The following is an 18,016-nucleotide window of genomic DNA, read 5'->3' as shown; positions in this document are numbered from 1 at the left end:
TGCCACTCCTTGGCAAGGGCTCGCGGTCAGCCGCGGGTGGACTGCGGCAGTTCGGCGACCAGGCGCAGCGACGCGGTCAGTTCGTCGAGCTGGTAGTGCGGGCGCAGGAAGGTCACCGCCTTGTACACCCCCGGCTTGCCCGGCACCTCGGCCACCTCGGCCTGGGCCTCGCGCAGCGGGAACTTGGCCTTGGCCTCCTGGCTGGCGGTGTCGTCCAGCAGCACGTAGCTGGCCAGCCAGTTGTTGAGGAAGGTTTCCACGTCCTTGCGCGAGGCGAAGCTGCCGATCTTGTCGCGCATGATCGCCTTCATGTAGTGGGCGATGCGCGAGGTGGCGAAGATGTACTGCAGTTGTGCCGACAGCCGCGCGTTGGCGTTGGCGATGTCGGTGTTGTACTGCTTCTGCTTCTGCGCCGACTGGGTGCCGAAGAAGGCCGCGTAGTCGGTGCCCTTGCAGTGCACCAGCGGGATGAAGCCGAGGTCCGACAGCTCCTTCTCGCGGCGGTCGGTGATGGCGATCTCGGTCGGGCACTTCAGGGCGATCTCGCCGTCGTCGGTGCGGAAGGTATGGGTCGGCAGGCCTTCCACCAGGCCACCGCCCTCTACGCCACGGATGGCCACGCACCAGCCGTAGCGGGCGAAGGCGTCGGTGATGCGGGTGCCCAGGGCGTAGGCGGCGTTCATCCACAGGTACTTGTTGTGGTCGCGGCCGTCGACGTTCTCGACGAAGTTGAACTCCTCCACCGGCGCGGTATCCGGGCCATAGGGCAGGCGCCCGAGCACGTGGGGCACGGTCAGGCCGACGTAGCGGGAATCCTCGGAGCTGCGGAAGGACTTCCACTTGGCGTACTCGACGGTGTCGAAGATCTTCGCCAGGTCGCGCGGGCCGGCCATGTCGGTGAAGGCGTCCCAGCCGAACAGCTCCGGCGAGGCCGCCGAGATGAAGGGCGCGTGGGCCGCGGCGGCGACGTGGGAAGCCTCCTCCAGCAGGTACATGTCCTCGGGGCTGCGGGTGAACTCGTAGTCGCCCAGCAGCATGCCGAAGGGAGCGCCGCCGAAGGTGCCGTACTCTTCCTCGTAGACCTTCTTGAACAGCGCGCTCTGGTCGAACTCCGAGGCCGACTTGAAGTCGCGCACCAGGTCCTTCTTGGTGGCGTTGAGCATCTGGATCTTCAGGTGGGTGCCGGTCTCGGTCTGGTCCACCAGGTACTTCAGGCCGCGCCAGGAGGCTTCCAGCTGCTGGAACTCGCGGGCATGCATGATCTCGTTCATCTGCTCGGAGAGCATCGAGTCGATCTCGGCGATGCGCGCGTCGAGCACCGCGATCAGGTCCTTGCTGGGGGTCATCTCCCCTTCCAGCACCTGGGAGACCAGCTCGCCGATCAGGTCGCGGGTACGCGAGCGCTCGGACTCCGAGCGAGCCACGCGGCTTTCCGAGATAATGCTGTCGAGCAGCGAGGCCTGCGGTGCGAAGGCCTCGACGTCCTCGACGGCGGTGGTGCGCTGGGCCGCGGTTTGTTGGTCGGTCATGTTCGAACTCCTGGTCAGGCCTGTTTGCCGTCGTCGCTGGGCAGCGCGGCCTCGCGGCCGAATTCCTTGCCGAGGGTCTTGAGCTTCTCGGTGTTCTGCAGCACGTCCATGAGCAGTTCCTCGAGCTTGTCGTTGCCGCCCATCTTGTTGCGCAGGTCGGCCAGCTTGTTGCGCACTTCCAGCAGCTTGCGCAGCGGCTCCACCTGCTTGACCACGTTCTGCGGCTCGAAGTCTTCCAGGGCGTTGAAGTTCAGCTCGACGCCGAGCTGGGTGCCGTCCTTGGCCAGGGTGTTGTCCACCCGGTAGGTCAGGCGCGGGCGCACGCCCTTGAGCACGCTGTTGAAGTTGTCGCGGTCGATGAACACGAACTTGCGGTCCTTCAGCCGCGGCAGCGGTTCCAGCGGGTTGCCGGAGTAGTCGCCGAGCACGCCGACGACGAAGGGCAGTTCCTTCTTCTCGATGGCGTCGCCGATGTCCACGTCGTAGGTGATGTGCACACGCGGCGCGCGGACGCGGTCGAGCTTGTGCTGGGTGCTTTCCTTCTTCGCCATGGCTGATTCCTCTCCGAATCCTGTCGCTGTCACTACGGCCGGGCGGCGGTCGCCGGGCCTTGTCCTCACAAGCCTTCGACGGTCTGCAGCAGTCGTTGGCGGATGTCGTCCTGCATGCCGAGGATGTCTTCCCGGCTCACCAGCTCCTCGAAGGTGGCGTTGCCGGAAATCTCGGTGGCGCTGCGGATCACCGACTCGTCCGGCAGGCTCGAGCGCACCGGCGAGCTGATCACGCAGAACGGCAGGTCGCCGAACTCCTTCAGGCGCTCGAAGCTCACCGGGAAACGCAGCCCCAGCAGCAGGCGGCCCAGGCCGCCGGACTTGCTGAAGCAGTAGAAGAGCACCAGGTAGTGGATGACGAACCGGTAGAGCTCGGCGTTGCTGCGGTTCGGGTCCTTGATGACCTTGCGGAAGCGCTCCAGTTCGAACGACTGGAAGCCCACCACCCAGCGCGTCGGACTGGTCACCCGTACCGTGCGCCCGGCCAGCGGCAGGTCGTATTCCAGGGCGTACAGCTCGGGGGTGGTGTTGAGCAGGTTGAGGGGCACCTCCAGCTCGTGGATCAGGCTGAAGGGCGCGGCGGAACCGATACGGTCGTACAGTTCCTTGAATTCCTTGAAGTGGTGCTGGGTCTCGCGGCCGCTGCTGCGCGGCGCGCCCTGCAGGTATTCGCCGAACAGGTGCTGCGGCCGCACCAGCATGGCGAGGGTGGCCAGGTAGTCGGCGGCCTGCGAACGCAAGGCATCGGAAATCGCCCGGGTCTGCTTGCGCAGGCGGATCAACGCCTCGATGTCGAGTCCCTGGCTCATGCGAATGCCTTCCCGTCCCTGTTTCGCGGCGCCCTTGGCGGGCTGCCCGCTGATGCTCGTCTACGCAAAGCAGCCGCTCGAGAGCGGCTGTATCGATGGTGTGAAACCCGCCGGGGCTGCCCCGGGTGCCGTCACTGAGGGTGACGTTCCTGGGTGGAACCGGGCGAATGACTACATGCGAATTATTCTTCGCAGCATCCCGGGAAGGCGGCAATGATGGCCACAAGACTCCTTTTTGATATCAATCATCCTGCCGCGACCAACGCCGCCAATGGCCAGAACCCTTGGAGAATGCGGGCTGCGCTGCAATAGTAATTTTCATGATAGTGATCCACTCCGCACTTTCCCGCCATTGGAATGGATCATCGCTGATACACCGAATAGCGAATTTCCTACACGCATTTGAGAGATAAGCGGTGGAAGCGGAAGGAACTAACCGCTGTGCGGCCCGTCTTAGGCCATACCGCCAAACCCTTTCAGGACGGGCCTTACAGCCGAAAAGAAAGGGAAGCCGGCAAAGCAAAATGCCACTACCCACGGTTATCAGCTGCCGCTTGACAGTTCGTTTCGATCGGTTTTTCCTTCGCACCCCATGAGTGGGGAAAGCTTTCTGCAGGATGCGCAACATGAATTCATTTCATGAATACGAAACGGAGTCCGGAACATCGCCAGGCATGGTCCTGCCCTGCTCTCGCACCATGCCCCGCCGCAATTACAGCGGCGCCATCTACCTCCCCTCGGGTAGCCGTCCATGAGCGGCCCGTTCTATCCCTGCACCAGAGAAGACCCCATGGGCCGGGGGCCGCAAGGCCTGCTCGGCGAGGGCGAACTGCCCTGGCCGGAAGTGGTGGCGGCACGGGCTTTCCCTTCGCAAATCAACATCGGCGGGGAATACGCCACTGATGACCTGAGCGGTGCCGCCTTCCTCATTTCCGAATTGGAAAATCCGGACAATGAGATGAGCGCAGAGGAAACCGAGGACTCCATAGCCCTACTCATCCTGTTGTTTGCCAGGCTGAAGCAATCTGCCAAGGTCAGTGCAAGCGAACTGGAGTCGCTTCGTAAACGCGCAGAGGCTATCCCTTACATCGGCTCTCCGCTGTTCGGACATGCCAATCTTCCAGGCACCCTTGCAGGCGTGGCTGGGGTCTTGCACGCCCGCCTTCTCAGCAAACGACTCATAGACTTGCTGGATATCCCCGACAAGCTCAAGAAGGAACTTCTCAACTGGGCGAAGAACCGCGGACAGTCAGGCAGCCGCTCAGCACGCAAGACTTTTCATCGACGTATCAAGCTGGTCTACAAGAAAGGTCACCTGCTATTCGAAATTCCAGCTACGGAGACAGCCAAACTATATCGAATCGCTGGAAAAACCGGCGCCGAGTTTGTCCATGTTCCCGCCTATAACTCCATGCAAGCGCTACGTAGCCGGACACCTATCGACGGGACGGCCTATGGCAGTCGTGGAGTCGGCAAGCTCCTGACCGGTACAGCTAGCAATGGTCTTCTTGCCTTCGGTCCGCAGGCCATCATCGATGCGTATGGGTCATCCAGTTGGGATGACTTCATGCACCGCTCGGCCTATTCGCAGCCGACAAACGCCGCCGCCTTCGTAGTAGGAACACTGGCTGCTACCGCCATAGGCGGAACGGCAATAGTGGGAATACTGATCGGACTCTCTATTGGCGTGGCGGTGCAGATCATCATGAGCGATGACATGACCGGTTGGGGGCGTGACATCGGTGACTCCTTGACGGGAAAGAATTAAATGCTCGCGCCTCATCCAGACCGTTTTTTCAAGCAATTGCTTTCCGGCATGCTCTGCTGGATCCTGATAGGAGGAGCAGCCGTCGGCCTGATGCCGCTTCTTCTGGCACCCTACCTATTGATTTGCGTGTGGGCCGTGGTGCGATTTCTGCGAGTATCCTGTATCAGCGAGCGCTTTCTCGACTTCGCCAATACCGCAATCATCAACTGGCTCGCTATCACCTCGATGCTAAGTCTGGTGATGGGAATCGCGGCGTTTCAGCGCTTGGGTGGACTCTCACAGTTACAGGCACTCGGTCTAGCCCTCGTCCCCTGTGGGCTGACAGCGGCGGCCTATTGGCTGACAAGCCATCGCAGCAGTTTCACTTCACCCTTTCAGGTTCGCTGCGATCAGGTCAGCTATTCCGAAGATAGCGGCAAAAGCATTGGCGCTCTGGCCGGCGGTGTCTTGGCCGCGCTTTCCGCCACGGCGATGACAATGCTGGGCGAAACCGTAAACAAGGTCCGTATGGCACTCTGGCTCTATGGATTCTTCGCCGTCGCCTCCCTGTATTACGTGTACTACCTGCGCAACGCGATTCCTGCGCTCAAGTCGCTGGCCAATCAGGAGCGCAGTAGCGGAAAGCCATTCACCTTCGACAACCTGCAGCAGATTCGTGAATGGCGCCAGCGTTCCTGGTTGGCCAGGTTACTTGCCTGGCTGTCCCATACCTTCGCTGGAAGGAGGCGCTGATAATGCTTCCCTCAAGCCTGCACTCCTTTACCAAGGTGACCAGAGACCGGCTATTTGTCCATATTGCTGGCATTGCTTTAACTGACACTGCCCGGCCATGGCTGGCCCTTCTTTCACTGCCTTCATCCTGGCGGTCTGGTAGCGCACCCGCGACCGCTATCCGAGCGACAGCTACAGCTCCTACTGCGGGTGCCGGAGCGGAAGAATGCTGCGCCCCACTTTTCGGGAATATCGAAGAATTCCATCCCTGTCGATTCCGGGTCGCGAGATTTTTCGCCGGCCTCGACGCCACACCGAACAGGAGCAAGGAGCGTTGAATGGCCCCCCTTGCTCACCGAAGCACCATGACGATTTGCAGAGACCAGCCCCAACGGCATACGGCATCGTCCTCCAATCATCATGGCTGGGCAGACTATTCGCTCAACTATCGCTTCTGCTCGACAGGGAAAGGCATTGAGATGATTTCCTCCGAGCCTCGTTTCGTCTTCAACACGACACGCAACTGGCTGCTCGTACTGGCCATGCTCTTAAGCATTCCCTGCCTGGCCTTCCCCTGGGTGACGACTCCCGCCATCGCACTGCTTGCTCTTTTCGCCTGGCAACGTGGGCAATGCGTATACGTCAGCGACAGTTACAGCCGCTACTGTGGAGTGGTTCTATTCCAATTGCTGTTCCTGATGCCCTACCTGGCAGCCCTGCTCATCTTCATCCTTGGCACCAGAAAGCTGGGCTGGCCTATGGGCTTGAGCCTGACAGCAGCTTTTTTTCCTGCAGCTCTAACACTTGTCGCCCACCACTTGGTACGCCGCTGCAAGATAGCGTCATTGCCCTATGAAATACGAAATGGGCGGGTATACCCGGTCGTCGAGCGAGAGAGAAGGGCCGGCAGTCTGCTCTGGACCGGCCTTGGGGTTGGCAGCATGAGCCTAATAACCCCTGCCCTTCGCGACAATGTCGCAGCCGGAACCGTCATGACCCTGGGCGCAAGTACATTGTCGGCAGTCATCGTCCTAGGTCTCTGGCGCAACATTGCCAGTCTGAGACAACTGCAAGAGGAAGAGCGGCGCAAAGGGGTTCGCTACACCTTCGCCAACCTCGAAGAGATCCATGCCTGGCGCTCCCGCTCCTACACCGCCCGGCTGTTCGCCCGGCTCGACAATGCCCTGGGCAAGAGGAGGGGCTGAATGGTCGACACCTCCCTCTGGAGAATCCGCCGCAGCGGGCTGGCATTCTTTCTGTACGTCGCCATGATGCCGGGGTTCATGACCCTGGCATTGCCGTTCCTGCTGGTGCCCTATCTGCTCAGCCTCGTCGCCGCCCTGGCCATGGCCCTGTACCAGACCTACGTCAACGAGAGCTTCACCCGCTATGCCCGCTGGTATCTTTTCCTCAACCTGTCCGTCGCCCCCATCTTGGGCATCACGTTGCTCTGCACCTACGGCGACAAGGATGCGCACTGGAGCGACGCGAAAACCTTCCTGCTCAGCGTCGCCGTCGCCCTTTTTTGCGTGCTGTTGTACGCAGCGATGAAGCGCATCGACTACCGGCAGCTCCCATTCGATTCGCGCCGGGAACGGGTGATCTGCTTCAACTCGCCCAACAGGCACGACCGGCTGGCCATGCTGGGTGCAGGGCTTTCCTGCACGCTCTACCCGTTGCTTCGCGACAAGGCGGAATTGCCGCTCTGGCTGATGGCCCTGAGTGCATCCTTCGGCCTGTACCAGTTCCTCCACTACCGGAAGGTCATCGCCGGGCTGCCACGCCTGCATGCCGAAGAGCGCCGGCTCAAGACCACCTACACCTTCGAGAACATCGAGGAAATCCGCCAGTGGCGCGCCCGTTCGCCACTGGCCCGGCTGTTCGCCCGACTGGCGCCGCCACCCCATTGAAAGGATGCCGCCGCACCGTTCCCGGCGCGGCCCCAGTGTTACGCAGGAGAACGACATGCTGATGGATCTCGCCGCCCTCTTCATCCCGCAGAACCGGCGCCTGGTGAAACTGACCACGCCGCTGCAGTCCGCCCAGGAACTGCTGCTCGATCACTTCACAGGCGGCGAAGGGTTGTCCCGGCTGTTCAGCTTCAACATGGGGCTGATCAGCCAGGACGCCCATATCGAGCTGAAGTCGCTGATCGGCAAGCCGGCGCTGCTGGAGATCGAACTGGCCGACGGCGGCACGCGACCGATCCACGGCTATATCACGCGCTTCGCCAGCAACGGCAGCGACGGTGGCCTGGCCCATTATTCGGCGACCCTCAGCCCCTGGCTGTGGATGCTCGGCCGGCGCTTCGACTCGCGCATCTTCCAGGACCAGACCGTGGAGCAGGTGATCACCCAGGTGTTCTCCCCCTACGGCGCGCTGCCCAAGTTCGAGTTCCGCCTGAGCAAGGCGCTCAAGCCGCACAGCTACATCACCCAGTACCGCGAGAGCGACCTCAACTTCGTCCAGCGCCTGCTGGATAACGAAGGCCTGTTCTACTACTTCGAGCACACCAACGAGCAGCACACCCTGGTGGTGATGGACGACTCCACCCTGCTCAAACCGCTGCCGGCGCAGCCGCGGATCCGCTACCACAGCGCCGCGGTCACCGAGAGCGCCGACTCCATCACCGGCTGGAGCGGTCAGCGCCAGTTGCAGTCCGGCCGCGTGGCGATGCAGACCTTCGACTACAAGCAGCCGGGCAACCTGCTGCAGGTGGGCCTGGACAGCGTCAACCAGCAGGGCGACGTCGAGGCCTTCGAGATCTTCGACTTCCCCGGCCAGTACACCCACGGCACCCACGACGACGGCGAGGCGCTGGTGCGCAACCGCCTGGAGGCGCTGGAGGTGCAGGCCAAGCTGTTCTACGGCGCGAGCAACTGCCGCGGCATGGGTCCCGGATACACCTTCGAGCTGCTGCAGCACTACGACCATGACAACGATAGTGCCGACGACCGCCAGTTCCTCCTGCTCGGCGTGCAGCACGGCGGCAGCAACAACTACCTCACCGGCGACGAGGCGCACTACACCAACGAGTTCACCTGCATCCGCCGCAAGATCCCCTATCGCCCGCAGCCAGCTGTCGAACGTCCGCGCATCTCCGGCCCGCAGACCGCCATCGTCGTCGGCCCGCCCGGCGAGGAGATCTTCACCGACAGCCTCGGCCGGGTGAAGCTGCAGTTCCACTGGGACCGCTACGGCCAGCGCGACGACAAGAGCTCCTGCTGGGTGCGGGTGGCCCAGGCCTGGGCCAGCGGCGGCTTCGGCAGCATCCAGATCCCGCGGGTGGGCGACGAGGTGGTGGTCTCCTTCCTCGACGGCAACCCGGACCGCCCGCTGGTCACCGGCAGCCTCTACAACAGCCAGAACATGCCGCCCTGGTCGCTGCCGGAAAACAAGACGCAGAGCGGCTTCCTCACCCGCTCGACCAAGAGCGGCGCGGCCGCGGCCAACTTCATCCGCTTCGAGGACAAGCAGGGCGCCGAGCAGGTGATCATCCACGCCGAGCGCTTCATGGACACCGAGGTGGAGCTGGACGAGACCCACAGCGTCGGCAACAACCGCAGCATCACCGTGGGCGGCACCCATACCGAGACCATCAAGAAGGACACCCTGGTCAACGTCCAGGAAGGCGCCTACACCCTGGTGGTCGGCCAGCAGCACATCCAGATCGAGGCCAAGACCCACATTATCCTACGCGTGGGCAACAGCAGCATCACCCTCACACCCGAGGCCATCGAGATCCAGGCCGACGCCATCCACACCCTAAGCAAGGGCGAGACCTTTGTCGAAGGCCAGCCGGTACGGATCAACAAGTGAGGGCACGCCCATGAGAAGCAGCAGCATCTACGACCGCCTGGCGCAGCGCCGGCAAACGCCTGAGCCCGCGCCGGAACAGCCGCCCCAGGCTCCCGAGGCCGCACCGCCCTGCCCTGCTCCGGCCGCCGGGCTGCTGCGTGAAGGCGCCAACGGCGTGACCCTCGCCGGCTTGCTGGTGGCCTTGCCCGAGGCCTATGGGGTGCGCGGCATCGAGGTGACCCTGGAGCGCAACGGCCGACCACTGGCCCTGGGCCTGAAGAAGCGCCCCGCCCCGGAACAGCTCGGCCTCGACCAGGCCATGGACAGCCTGTTGGCCAGCCTGGAGAAGCGCCATGCCGACCTGCGCATCGTGCGCCGCGCTCCCCGCCAGCTCGCCGGCCACCCTGCGCAGCAGGTCGACTACCTCTACCGCGACGGCCAGCAGGCGCGCCATGGCCGCGTGGTCGGTGCGCTGCTGCCGCTGGCCGGCGGCCCGCGCCAGTGGCTGAGTCTGTCCACCGTGCTCGATCCGAACCCGGCCGAACTGGCCGAGTGGCTGATCGACTTCGACGCCATGCTCGACGAACTGCGCCTGGCCTGACCTCCCCACCGCTTCACGACAGGAACACCCCATGGATTACCAACTCCAGGAAGGACAGATCACCCTCCCCGAAGGCTACCAGGACCGCAGCGTGAACATGTTCGTGCTCGGCAACAGCGTGCCGGCGCCATTGAGCATCACCGTCTCGCGCGACAACCTGCTGCCCGGCGAAACCCTCAAGCCCTACGTCGAACGCCAGGTCAAGCTGATCGGCGCCAAGCTGCGCGGCTACACCCTGCTCGGCAAGAAACCGGCCAGCCTGGGCGAGCCGGCGCTCGAAGGCATCCAGGTGGACGCCTACTACCTCAACGACGGCCGCCCGCTGTACCAGCGCCAGGCCGCCTTCGAGATCGAGCCGGGCCGTGCCCTGGTGTTCTCCACCACCAGCCAGGGCGACTTCAGCGCCTCGCAGAGCCAGGCCTGGCTCGACCTGCTGGCCAGCTTCCGCCTACGCCAGGCGCCCACCCTCCCGGAAGACGCCGCCGGCGACACGGAGTGAGCCGCCATGTACGAAGCCGCTCGCCTGCATGACGAGATCGCCCATACCAGCGCGCTGGCGGGCTTTCTCATCGGCGCCGCGCTGGGGATAGCGCTGGTCGCCACGGTGGCCATCGCCACCTTCACCTGTGGATTCGGCGTGGCCCTCCTGGCCGGTATTCTCGCAGGCGTCGGAGGTAGCCTGCTCACCGCCGCCGGCGAAGCCATAGGGCGGATGTTCACCTCGCCAGCGGGGATGATCGACAAGGGCTCGCCCAACGTCTACATCAACCAGCGCAACGCCGCCCACGTCGAACGCAGCACAGCCATCTGCGACAAGCACCCGCCGCTGATCCAGGTGGCCGAAGGCTCCAGCAACGTCTTCATCAACGACGTCGCCGCCGCGCGCAAGGGCGACAAGCTCACCTGCGGCGCCAAGATCGATGGCGGTTCCTCCGACGTCTTCATCGGCGGCGGCACCGTGCAGTACCTGCCGGTGGACGACGAAGTCCCCGGCTGGCTGCGCACCACCGTGGACATCCTCATGGCCGTGGCCGGCGCCGCCGGCGGCATCGCCCAGCTGATCAAGGCCGGCACCCAGGCCGGGATGAAGGCGATCATGCCCTGCGTGCTGAAATTCACCGCCGGCTTCGTCGCCGGCGAGGTGGCCAGCCGCTACGTTCTCGGTCCGGCGATCAACCGCGCGGTGGGCGGCCTGTTCGGCAACCCGGTGGACGCCACCACGGGGCGCAAGCTGCTCACCGAGGCAGGCGAAACCGACTTCAGCCTGCCCGGGCTGATGCCCATCCAGTGGTCGCGCTTCTACGCCAGCGACCTGGACCTGGACAGCGTGCTCGGCCGCGGCTGGGTGCTGCCCTGGGACCAGAGCCTGCGCCAGGCCGGCGAGTTCGTCTACCTGAGCGACAACCAGGGCCGCAGCGTGCCCTTCGTCGCCCTGGAACCGGGCGAGCGGGTGTTCGCCGCCAACGAGCAGGTCTACCTGGTGCGCAGCCAGGGTGGCCACTACCTGCTGCAGAGCCTCGACAACCAGTTCTTCTACTTCGGCGAACTGCCCGCGGACGGCAGCCCCGCCCCGCTGCAACGCCTCGAGAACGCCCTGGGCCACTACCTGCACTTCAACCGCGGCGCCGACGGCCGCCTGCTGGACATCACCGCCAGCGGCGGGCTGCGCCTGCACCTGCACTACGACCACCCGCTGCAGCGCCTCACCGAGGTGGTGCGGGTGGTCGGCGACCAGGCAGTGGAAAGCCTGGTGCGCTACCGCTACGACGCGCAGGGCCAGCTCAGCGAAGTGCACAACCGCAACGGCGACACCAGCCGCCGCTTCGCCTACCAGGACGGCCTGATGGTGCGCCACGAGAACGCCCTGGGGCTGCGCTGCGAATACCGCTGGGCGAACATTGGCGGGCGGCCGCGGGTGGTCGAGCACTGGACCAGCGACGGCGAGCACTACCACTTCCACTACGACCTCCAGGCCCGCGTCACCACGGTCAGCGACGCCCTGCAGCGCGAGGCGCGCATCCACTACAACGCCGACCACCGGGTGGTGGCCAGCCGCGACTTCGGCGGCGAGGAATACCGCATCGAGCTGGACGACGCCGGCAACATGACCGGCCTGCAGCTGCCCGACGGCAACCGCGTGCAGCTCAAGTACGACGAGTACTCGCGCCTGGTCGAGGAAATCGACCCGCTGGGCCGCAGCATCCGCTACCGGCACCACCTCGCCACAAACCTCGTGAGCGAAGTGGCCTACCCCGACGGCAGCACCTGGAAGGCCCGCTACGACGCCCGGGGCAGCCTCATCGAGGAAACCGACGCCGAAGGCCGCAGCACCGAATACTTCAACGGCGAGGACGGCCTGCCGCACACCATCGTCGACGCCCTGCGCAAGCGCAAGCACCTGTGGTGGAACGGCCTGGCCCAGGTGGAGCGCTACCAGGACTGCTCCGGCCAGCAGACCCGCTACGCATACGACGACCGCCAGCACCTGGTGGCCATCACCGATGCCCTCGGCCAGACCACCCGCCTGCAGCGCAAGCCCAACGGCGAAGTGCTGGCCATCGAGCACGCCGACGGCAGCCGCGAGGCCTTCAGCTACAACGCCCTCGGCCAACTGCTCGGGCACACCGACGGCAAGGGCCAGAGCACCCGCCTGATCCGCACCGCCCGCGGCCTGCCGCAGAGCCGCCAGGACGCCAAGGGGCAGATCGTCCGCTACGAATACGACCGCGCCCTGCGCCTGGCCGCGCTGGTCAACGAGAACGGCGCGGCCTACCGCTTCGCCTACGACGCCAGCGACCGCCTGGTGGAAGAGCAGCGCATCGACAATCTCACCCGGCGGTTCCGCTACAACGCCGGCGGCCACCTGGTGGAAGTCGAGGAAACCGGCTACGGCCAGCAGGGCGAACGCCCCACGCGATGCACCCGGTTCGAACGCGACGCCATTGGCCGGCTGCTGGCCAAGCTCACCGACGACGCCCGCTACGACTACCAGTACGACGCCGGCGACCGCCTGCAAGGCATCGACCGCCTGCCCAGCGAACGGGGCAAACGCCAGGGCCTGCAGGCCGAACGCCTGGCCTTCGCCTACGACGCCAACGGCCGCCTGCTCGGCGAAAGCACCCCGCTGGGCGAACTGGGCTACCAGTACGACGCCCTGGGCAACCTGCTCAGCCTGCAACTGCCGGACGGCCGCCACCTCAACCACCTGTACTACGGCAGCGGCCACCTGCACCAACTCAACCTCGACGGCCGCGTCATCAGCGACTTCGAGCGCGACGACCTGCACCGCGAAGTGCTGCGCACCCAGGGCCGCCTGACCAGCCGCTTCGGCTACGACGCCCTGGGCCGCAAGGCCTGGCAGTTCGCCTCGGGGCTGCCGGCGGAGAAACTCTCCAGCCTGCACAACCCGGGCATCGTCCCCGCCGACCTGCTGCTGCACCGCGACAACCCGATCCAGCGCCGCTACCAGTACGACGCCGCCGGCGAGCTGGTGCGCACCCAGGACAAGCTGCGCGGCGACACCCAGTACGCCTACGAGGCCAACGGCCAACTGCTCGGCCGCAGCGCCCCGGACCTGGCCAGCCGCGAACGCTTCGTCTACGACGCCGCCGCCAACCTGGTCAACCCCGAGGGCGACAGCCACCACGGCCAGATCCGCGACAACCGCCTGCGCACCTGGCAAGACCAGCGCTACGACTACGACCCCTGGGGCAACATGGTGGTGCGCAAGCGCGGCGCCCACCTGGAACAGCACTTCGAATACGACTGCGAAAACCGCCTGATCCGCGCCCGCACCTACCGCGACGGCAACCTGCTCAGCGAAGGCCGCTACCACTACGACAGCCTGGGCCGCCGGGTGGCCAAGGCCGTGGAGCGCGACGGCACGACGAAAAGCACCGGGTTCCTCTGGCAGGGCCTGCGCCTGCTCCAGGAACGCCGGGCCAACGGCGACAGCCTGTACCTCTACGAACCCGACAGCTACGCCCCCCTGGCCCGCGTCGACCGGGAAGGCGACGAAGAGCGCACCTACTACTTCCACACCGACCAGATCGGCACGCCGCTGGACGTCACCGACGAGGACGGCAAGCCGGTATGGCAGGCCACCTACAAGGCCTGGGGGGAAGTGGAACGCCATGCGGCAGAAGAGATCGAGCAGAACCTGAGGTTCCAGGGGCAGTACTTCGACGCGGAGACGGGGCTGCACTACAACACCTTCCGCTACTACGATCCGGTGGTGGGGCGGTTTGTGGGGCAGGATCCGATTGGGTTGGGCGGAGGAATAAACATATACCTATATGGACCAAATCCCTTTCAGTGGATAGACCCGCTGGGGTGGTGCTCTACTAAGCTTGGCAACAATATGGGGGCACGACCAGGGGATGGGATGGCCAATCACCATCTTATCCCTGAAGAGTTAATGAAACATGCAGACTATGCCCCTATGTTTAACCGTCTAAAAAGTATGGGCTTCGATGGAGACGGGGCATCCAATGGTATCTTCTTGCCGGGAAGCTCTGATTTAGCTAAAAAAACTGGACTTCCCGGCCACTGGTCAAATCACTCAAACTACACTGGCACAATAAAAACCGAACTGGACAAGCTAAATAGACTCTTTAGCACCGGGAATCTAAGTGACACTCAGCTAGCTTTGGGAGTAGGCAGAATTCAGAGCATGGCAAAAGAAGGGCTAGAGAGTGGAAAATTTGTCATCGACAAGATAACTGGAAGACTTCTATGAATAACCCCACTTACTACTTCATAACTTACGCTGCCAACAAAGGAACCTCTGAACACATCCCAATGGAGATAAACCATCCGGAATGGGAGTGGAACACGTACGAACCCCATCCAGACTCAATTACAATCCAAAAAGACTACAAAATAAAAATTACTGACAGACATATAAAAGAATTTAATGCAGACTTCTACGGAACCAATACTTATTTCGTATCAGAAAAATTCATAGAAGCCTGTAATGAACTGAACGTCAAGTACAGAAAAATCCCGATTGAAATAAAATTCTCCAACGGAGAGCGCCCTCCAAAGAATTATTACGTATTTCTTCCCGCCCAGAACCTCTCTCTTCTTGACACAGAGAGATCCATTTTCCAAGAAGAGAAGGACATAGAGACTGGAAGGCCGATGATAAACAATCTCTTCCCCCCAACACCGGTTTACAGCTGGATAAAGAAATTCTCTCCACTAAGCACAGAACTAGATCTATTTCGCTGCACAGAAACAATGAGCCTCGCCTGCAGCGAAAGATTTAAAAACAAACTAGAACAGCAACAAGCCTCAAACATAACATTCCAACCAATAGATGAAAAATATCGCTATGACCCATGGGGGGAAATCACTGACTAGAAACTGCCAACTCAGTTCAAAGCTATTTTTAAGAAAAGGATTTCATAATGAAATGCCCTCACTGCTCCACCTCAATCAGCCCCTTCTCCCCCGCCATCATGGGCCCGTCCAAGCCCGGCGGGGCAAGGGAATGCAAACAGTGCAACAACAAGTTCAGCATCACCGCTGACAAGAAAATCGCCGTGATTGCCGCCGTAGCCACGGCAGTAGTTGGTTTCTTCGTGCTGCGCCCCATTCCAACCGTAGGACCAGCCCTCTGGGGTTTCGCCACGGTACTGGTGACCTTCCTCGCCGCAGCGCGGCTGAAGAAGGCCTGAGCCACAGCCCCCACACGGATAACCACGACAGGAGGTCCCATGGAAAGCATCCCGCAAACCCAACCCAGCCAAGGCAACCTCAAGCCGAAATGGCAGGAACGCTTCGCCTTCTATGACCAGCACGGCGGCCCGCGCAGCGAAACCTACAAGCAGGCCCTGCGCGCCCTGCCCTTCGGCAAGCGCATCCTGATCAACGCCAGCATCCTGGCCTTCTTCTTCGGCCCCATCTACTGGTTCGTCCTCGGCCTATGGAAAAAGAACCTGGTGATGCTCGGCATCATCTTCGCGGTGGGCATCCTGGAGGCTCTGTTCGAGATACTGACCGGCATCGAGATTCCCCGCGCGCTGGATAACGGCATCGGCATGGGCTTCGCCGCCTGCTACGCCGTCATCACCAACTACGCCTACTACCTCAAGCAGGTCAAAGGCCAGCAAGGCTGGAATCCCTTCGAAGGCCAGCGGATGCTATAGCAAGGGCTTCTGAGTGATATCGGCGCTTTTAGCTCCAAACTCCGATCTGCCCCTCGGGGCAATCGTTTCTGCAGCCAATGAACCCAGCCCAATGCTTGATGAAGATCAGGATGCTTGTAGAAAGAGGAGTTTTTCCAATTTTTCAACCAACAGTTACTTATACAGCCAGCCATCATGAACAACAGAGATGAACTACTCTCCAAAATTGAGATTCTGCAAAAGCAGGTCAGGCTTCCACTGTTCCCTGGCGCTACACCATTAGAGATCGAACGCCTTCTGCTCATCTCAAAAAGACGGTTAGGCATTTATCCGCCGATAGATTATCTGGAGTTCCTGAAGATCCATGATGGGCTTACTGTCGAAGGTATATTCTTTTACTCCACTAGCCTCCTGGCAGACGCACCTGAAGAAAAAGGTCTATCTTTTATCTTGATGAACGTCGCACATCGAGAACTAGAGTGGAAATCTGATTATATTTTCCTAGGCGATGATGACCTGGATGTCTTCATATTCAACACAAAATCTTTGAAATATGAAGTCAGAGACAAGCAGTCACTCGACAATCTGTTTGAGGAGTTCGATAGCTTCTCCAAACTGTTGGATCATATCCTACGGAGAATAGAAGATCGAATCTAACCTGAGTCGACGAAGTTCATTATTACCAGTCAAGAGGAATTTCCACCCCAGCGACACAGCAGGGGTGCTTTATGGATATCCGATTGAAAGACAGGATGCTCACACCCGACCCGAACCGATTCTTCAGGCAATTGCTTTCCGGCTTGCTCTGCTGGGTGCTGATAGGTGGCGCAGCCGTCGGCCTGATGCCGATGCTTCTGCTGCCCTACCTGCTGATTTGCATGTGGGCCTTCGTGCGTTTTCTGCGAGTATCTTGCGTCAGCGAACGTTTCCTCGATTTTGCCAGTACCGCACTCATCAACTGGCTCGCAGTCTGCCCGATGCTGGGCCTGGTAATGGGGATCGCGGCTTTTCAGCGCCTGGGTGGACAACCGCAGTTGCAGGCACTCGGTATGGCCCTCGTCCCCAGTGGGCTGACGATAGCGGCCTACTGGCTGGTAGGGCTCCGCCGCAAGTTCACTTCACCGTTTCAGGTCCGTCACGAACAGGTCAGCTACTCCGAAGACGACAAAAGCCTTGGTGCTTGGACCGGCGGTATCGTAGCCGCGCTTTCCGCCACGGTGATGGCAATGCTAGGCGAACCCGCTGACAAGGCCCATGTCGCGCTCTGGCTCTATGGATTCTTCGCAGTCACCTCCCTGTACTACGTGTACTACCTGCGCAATGCCATTCCTGCGCTCAAATCACTTGCCAGCCAGGAACGCAGCCGCGCCAAACCATTCATCTTCGAGAACCTGCCGCAGATTCGCGCGTGGCGCCAGCGCTTCTGGCTGGCCAGGTTGATCGCCTGGCTGTCACGGACACTCGGCTAGGAAAGATTCGGACTCAATGCCAAGCCCCACGGCTCTGCCGTAACCACCCCCAACCACCTAGACACCAGGCGGCAACTTCGAGCGCATCGCCTTGCGCCGGTCCAGCATCTCGCCATCCACCACGAAGGTGCCATCACCGACCGCATGCAGGGTACGACGCTCCTCGCGCCTGGAATCGACATAGGCGGCGATGCCGTCGAGCACCACTATGTTGTGCCGCTCGACCACGTCGACCACCCGGCACTCGATGTTCGCCAGGCACTCGCCAATCAGCGGGGCGCCGACATGCCTAGCTGGCAGGGCGGTCAGCCCGAAGCGGGCGAACTTGTCGGTGTCGGCGCCGGAGCAGGTGCCTATGCCGACCACGGTGTCGAGCAGGTCCACGGTGGGAATGGCGATGACGCACTCGCGGGTCTTCTCCAGGGCGGTGTAGGAGTAGTTCCAGGGCCCGGTGGTAAGGGCGAAGCGTGGGGTGAAGTCGACCACCATGGTCCAGGACAGGGTCATGATGTTGCGCTGACCGTCGTCGCAAGTGGTGACCAATACCACCGGGCCGGGCTCCAGGAGGGTGAAGGCCTTCTCCAGCGTCAGCGCTTTCATGACGAGGGTTCCTCGTTGCGTGCTACGGCGAGGGATGGAGACCACTGGT

The 18,016-nt window shown here is 62.2% G+C and carries 17 protein-coding genes; 13 read left to right on the top strand and 4 right to left on the bottom strand.

Annotated elements, in window-relative coordinates; translation table 11 throughout:
• Positions 1-26: 26 nt before the first annotated feature.
• From tssC to CHC02_RS25865, 3 genes are all read right to left on the bottom strand, one after another.
• On the bottom strand, positions 27-1,529 hold the full coding sequence (tssC, locus tag CHC02_RS25875) for a type VI secretion system contractile sheath large subunit (RefSeq protein ID WP_089394257.1): 1,503 nt from the start codon (positions 1,527-1,529) through the stop codon (positions 27-29).
• Positions 1,530-1,543: 14 nt separating this feature from the next.
• The gene (gene tssB / locus CHC02_RS25870; protein ID WP_089394256.1) at positions 1,544-2,080 is read right to left on the bottom strand and encodes a type VI secretion system contractile sheath small subunit; all 537 of its coding nucleotides are present in this window, start codon (positions 2,078-2,080) and stop codon (positions 1,544-1,546) included.
• 65 nt (positions 2,081-2,145) lie between these two features.
• Positions 2,146-2,889, bottom strand: coding sequence for a hypothetical protein (locus CHC02_RS25865; protein WP_089394255.1), 744 nt, complete (start codon positions 2,887-2,889; stop codon positions 2,146-2,148).
• A gap of 751 nt (positions 2,890-3,640) precedes the next feature.
• Here CHC02_RS25865 and CHC02_RS25860 point away from each other — a divergent pair.
• The 13 genes from CHC02_RS25860 to CHC02_RS25810 all read left to right on the top strand — a co-directional run bounded on the left by CHC02_RS25860 (position 3,641) and on the right by CHC02_RS25810 (position 17,367).
• Positions 3,641-4,657 (top strand): hypothetical protein, encoded by a 1,017-nt coding sequence (locus CHC02_RS25860; RefSeq protein ID WP_244161024.1) that lies wholly within the window; start codon positions 3,641-3,643, stop codon positions 4,655-4,657.
• A complete protein-coding gene (locus CHC02_RS25855; RefSeq protein ID WP_089394253.1) occupies positions 4,658-5,389 on the top strand; it encodes a hypothetical protein in 732 nt (243 codons plus the stop codon).
• 317 nt (positions 5,390-5,706) lie between these two features.
• Positions 5,707-6,573 (top strand): hypothetical protein, encoded by an 867-nt coding sequence (locus CHC02_RS25850; RefSeq protein ID WP_139210261.1) that lies wholly within the window; start codon positions 5,707-5,709, stop codon positions 6,571-6,573.
• Positions 6,574-7,278 (top strand): hypothetical protein, encoded by a 705-nt coding sequence (locus tag CHC02_RS25845; protein WP_089394251.1) that lies wholly within the window; start codon positions 6,574-6,576, stop codon positions 7,276-7,278.
• Positions 7,279-7,333: 55 nt separating this feature from the next.
• A complete protein-coding gene (locus CHC02_RS25840; protein WP_089394250.1) occupies positions 7,334-9,187 on the top strand; it encodes a type VI secretion system Vgr family protein in 1,854 nt (617 codons plus the stop codon).
• A 10-nt stretch (positions 9,188-9,197) separates the two neighbouring features.
• Entirely contained in the window at positions 9,198-9,767 is a 570-nt protein-coding gene (locus CHC02_RS25835) for a DcrB-related protein (RefSeq protein WP_089394249.1), read from the top strand.
• A gap of 31 nt (positions 9,768-9,798) precedes the next feature.
• Positions 9,799-10,266 carry a DcrB-related protein gene (locus CHC02_RS25830; protein WP_089394248.1) on the top strand — a complete coding sequence of 156 codons (468 nt, stop codon included), beginning with the start codon at positions 9,799-9,801 and terminating at the stop codon, positions 10,264-10,266.
• 6 nt (positions 10,267-10,272) lie between these two features.
• A complete protein-coding gene (locus CHC02_RS25825; RefSeq protein ID WP_089394247.1) occupies positions 10,273-14,505 on the top strand; it encodes an RHS repeat-associated core domain-containing protein in 4,233 nt (1,410 codons plus the stop codon).
• Positions 14,502-15,131, top strand: coding sequence for an Imm43 family immunity protein (locus CHC02_RS30075; RefSeq protein WP_139210284.1), 630 nt, complete (start codon positions 14,502-14,504; stop codon positions 15,129-15,131). Before CHC02_RS25825 ends, CHC02_RS30075 begins: the two co-directional genes overlap by 4 nt.
• Positions 15,132-15,178: 47 nt before the next feature.
• Positions 15,179-15,448 (top strand): hypothetical protein, encoded by a 270-nt coding sequence (locus CHC02_RS30070; protein ID WP_141137700.1) that lies wholly within the window; start codon positions 15,179-15,181, stop codon positions 15,446-15,448.
• Between the two features lie 39 nt (positions 15,449-15,487).
• Positions 15,488-15,919 carry a DUF2628 domain-containing protein gene (locus CHC02_RS25815; RefSeq protein WP_089394245.1) on the top strand — a complete coding sequence of 144 codons (432 nt, stop codon included), beginning with the start codon at positions 15,488-15,490 and terminating at the stop codon, positions 15,917-15,919.
• A 174-nt stretch (positions 15,920-16,093) separates the two neighbouring features.
• Entirely contained in the window at positions 16,094-16,555 is a 462-nt protein-coding gene (locus CHC02_RS30065) for a YrhA family protein (protein WP_139210271.1), read from the top strand.
• A gap of 71 nt (positions 16,556-16,626) precedes the next feature.
• A complete protein-coding gene (locus CHC02_RS25810; protein WP_089394244.1) occupies positions 16,627-17,367 on the top strand; it encodes a hypothetical protein in 741 nt (246 codons plus the stop codon).
• A 57-nt stretch (positions 17,368-17,424) separates the two neighbouring features.
• On the opposite strand, the gene CHC02_RS25805 is transcribed toward CHC02_RS25810, so the two are convergent.
• Positions 17,425-17,967, bottom strand: coding sequence for a flavin reductase family protein (locus CHC02_RS25805; protein ID WP_089394243.1), 543 nt, complete (start codon positions 17,965-17,967; stop codon positions 17,425-17,427).
• Positions 17,968-18,016 lie beyond the last annotated feature (49 nt).

The organism is Pseudomonas delhiensis, from assembly GCF_900187975.1.
Classification (GTDB): Bacteria; Pseudomonadota; Gammaproteobacteria; order Pseudomonadales; family Pseudomonadaceae; genus Pseudomonas; species Pseudomonas delhiensis.
This window is presented reverse-complemented; position numbering and strand designations above follow the sequence as displayed.

Excerpts from the sequence above, each read along its gene's own strand:
- CHC02_RS30075 (WP_139210284.1), top strand. The coding sequence starts at position 14,502 with ATGAATAACCCCACTTACTACTTCATAACTTACGCTGCCAACAAAGGA.
- CHC02_RS25815 (WP_089394245.1), top strand. The coding sequence starts at position 15,488 with ATGGAAAGCATCCCGCAAACCCAACCCAGCCAAGGCAACCTCAAGCCG.
- CHC02_RS25830 (WP_089394248.1), top strand. The coding sequence starts at position 9,799 with ATGGATTACCAACTCCAGGAAGGACAGATCACCCTCCCCGAAGGCTAC.
- CHC02_RS25825 (WP_089394247.1), top strand. The coding sequence starts at position 10,273 with ATGTACGAAGCCGCTCGCCTGCATGACGAGATCGCCCATACCAGCGCG.
- CHC02_RS25840 (WP_089394250.1), top strand. The coding sequence starts at position 7,334 with ATGCTGATGGATCTCGCCGCCCTCTTCATCCCGCAGAACCGGCGCCTG.
- CHC02_RS25850 (WP_139210261.1), top strand. The coding sequence starts at position 5,707 with ATGGCCCCCCTTGCTCACCGAAGCACCATGACGATTTGCAGAGACCAG.
- CHC02_RS25860 (WP_244161024.1), top strand. The coding sequence starts at position 3,641 with ATGAGCGGCCCGTTCTATCCCTGCACCAGAGAAGACCCCATGGGCCGG.
- CHC02_RS30065 (WP_139210271.1), top strand. The coding sequence starts at position 16,094 with ATGAACAACAGAGATGAACTACTCTCCAAAATTGAGATTCTGCAAAAG.
- tssC (WP_089394257.1), bottom strand. The coding sequence starts at position 1,529 with ATGACCGACCAACAAACCGCGGCCCAGCGCACCACCGCCGTCGAGGAC.
- CHC02_RS25855 (WP_089394253.1), top strand. The coding sequence starts at position 4,658 with ATGCTCGCGCCTCATCCAGACCGTTTTTTCAAGCAATTGCTTTCCGGC.
- tssB (WP_089394256.1), bottom strand. The coding sequence starts at position 2,080 with ATGGCGAAGAAGGAAAGCACCCAGCACAAGCTCGACCGCGTCCGCGCG.
- CHC02_RS25845 (WP_089394251.1), top strand. The coding sequence starts at position 6,574 with ATGGTCGACACCTCCCTCTGGAGAATCCGCCGCAGCGGGCTGGCATTC.
- CHC02_RS25805 (WP_089394243.1), bottom strand. The coding sequence starts at position 17,967 with ATGAAAGCGCTGACGCTGGAGAAGGCCTTCACCCTCCTGGAGCCCGGC.
- CHC02_RS25835 (WP_089394249.1), top strand. The coding sequence starts at position 9,198 with ATGAGAAGCAGCAGCATCTACGACCGCCTGGCGCAGCGCCGGCAAACG.
- CHC02_RS25865 (WP_089394255.1), bottom strand. The coding sequence starts at position 2,889 with ATGAGCCAGGGACTCGACATCGAGGCGTTGATCCGCCTGCGCAAGCAG.
- CHC02_RS25810 (WP_089394244.1), top strand. The coding sequence starts at position 16,627 with ATGGATATCCGATTGAAAGACAGGATGCTCACACCCGACCCGAACCGA.
- CHC02_RS30070 (WP_141137700.1), top strand. The coding sequence starts at position 15,179 with ATGAAATGCCCTCACTGCTCCACCTCAATCAGCCCCTTCTCCCCCGCC.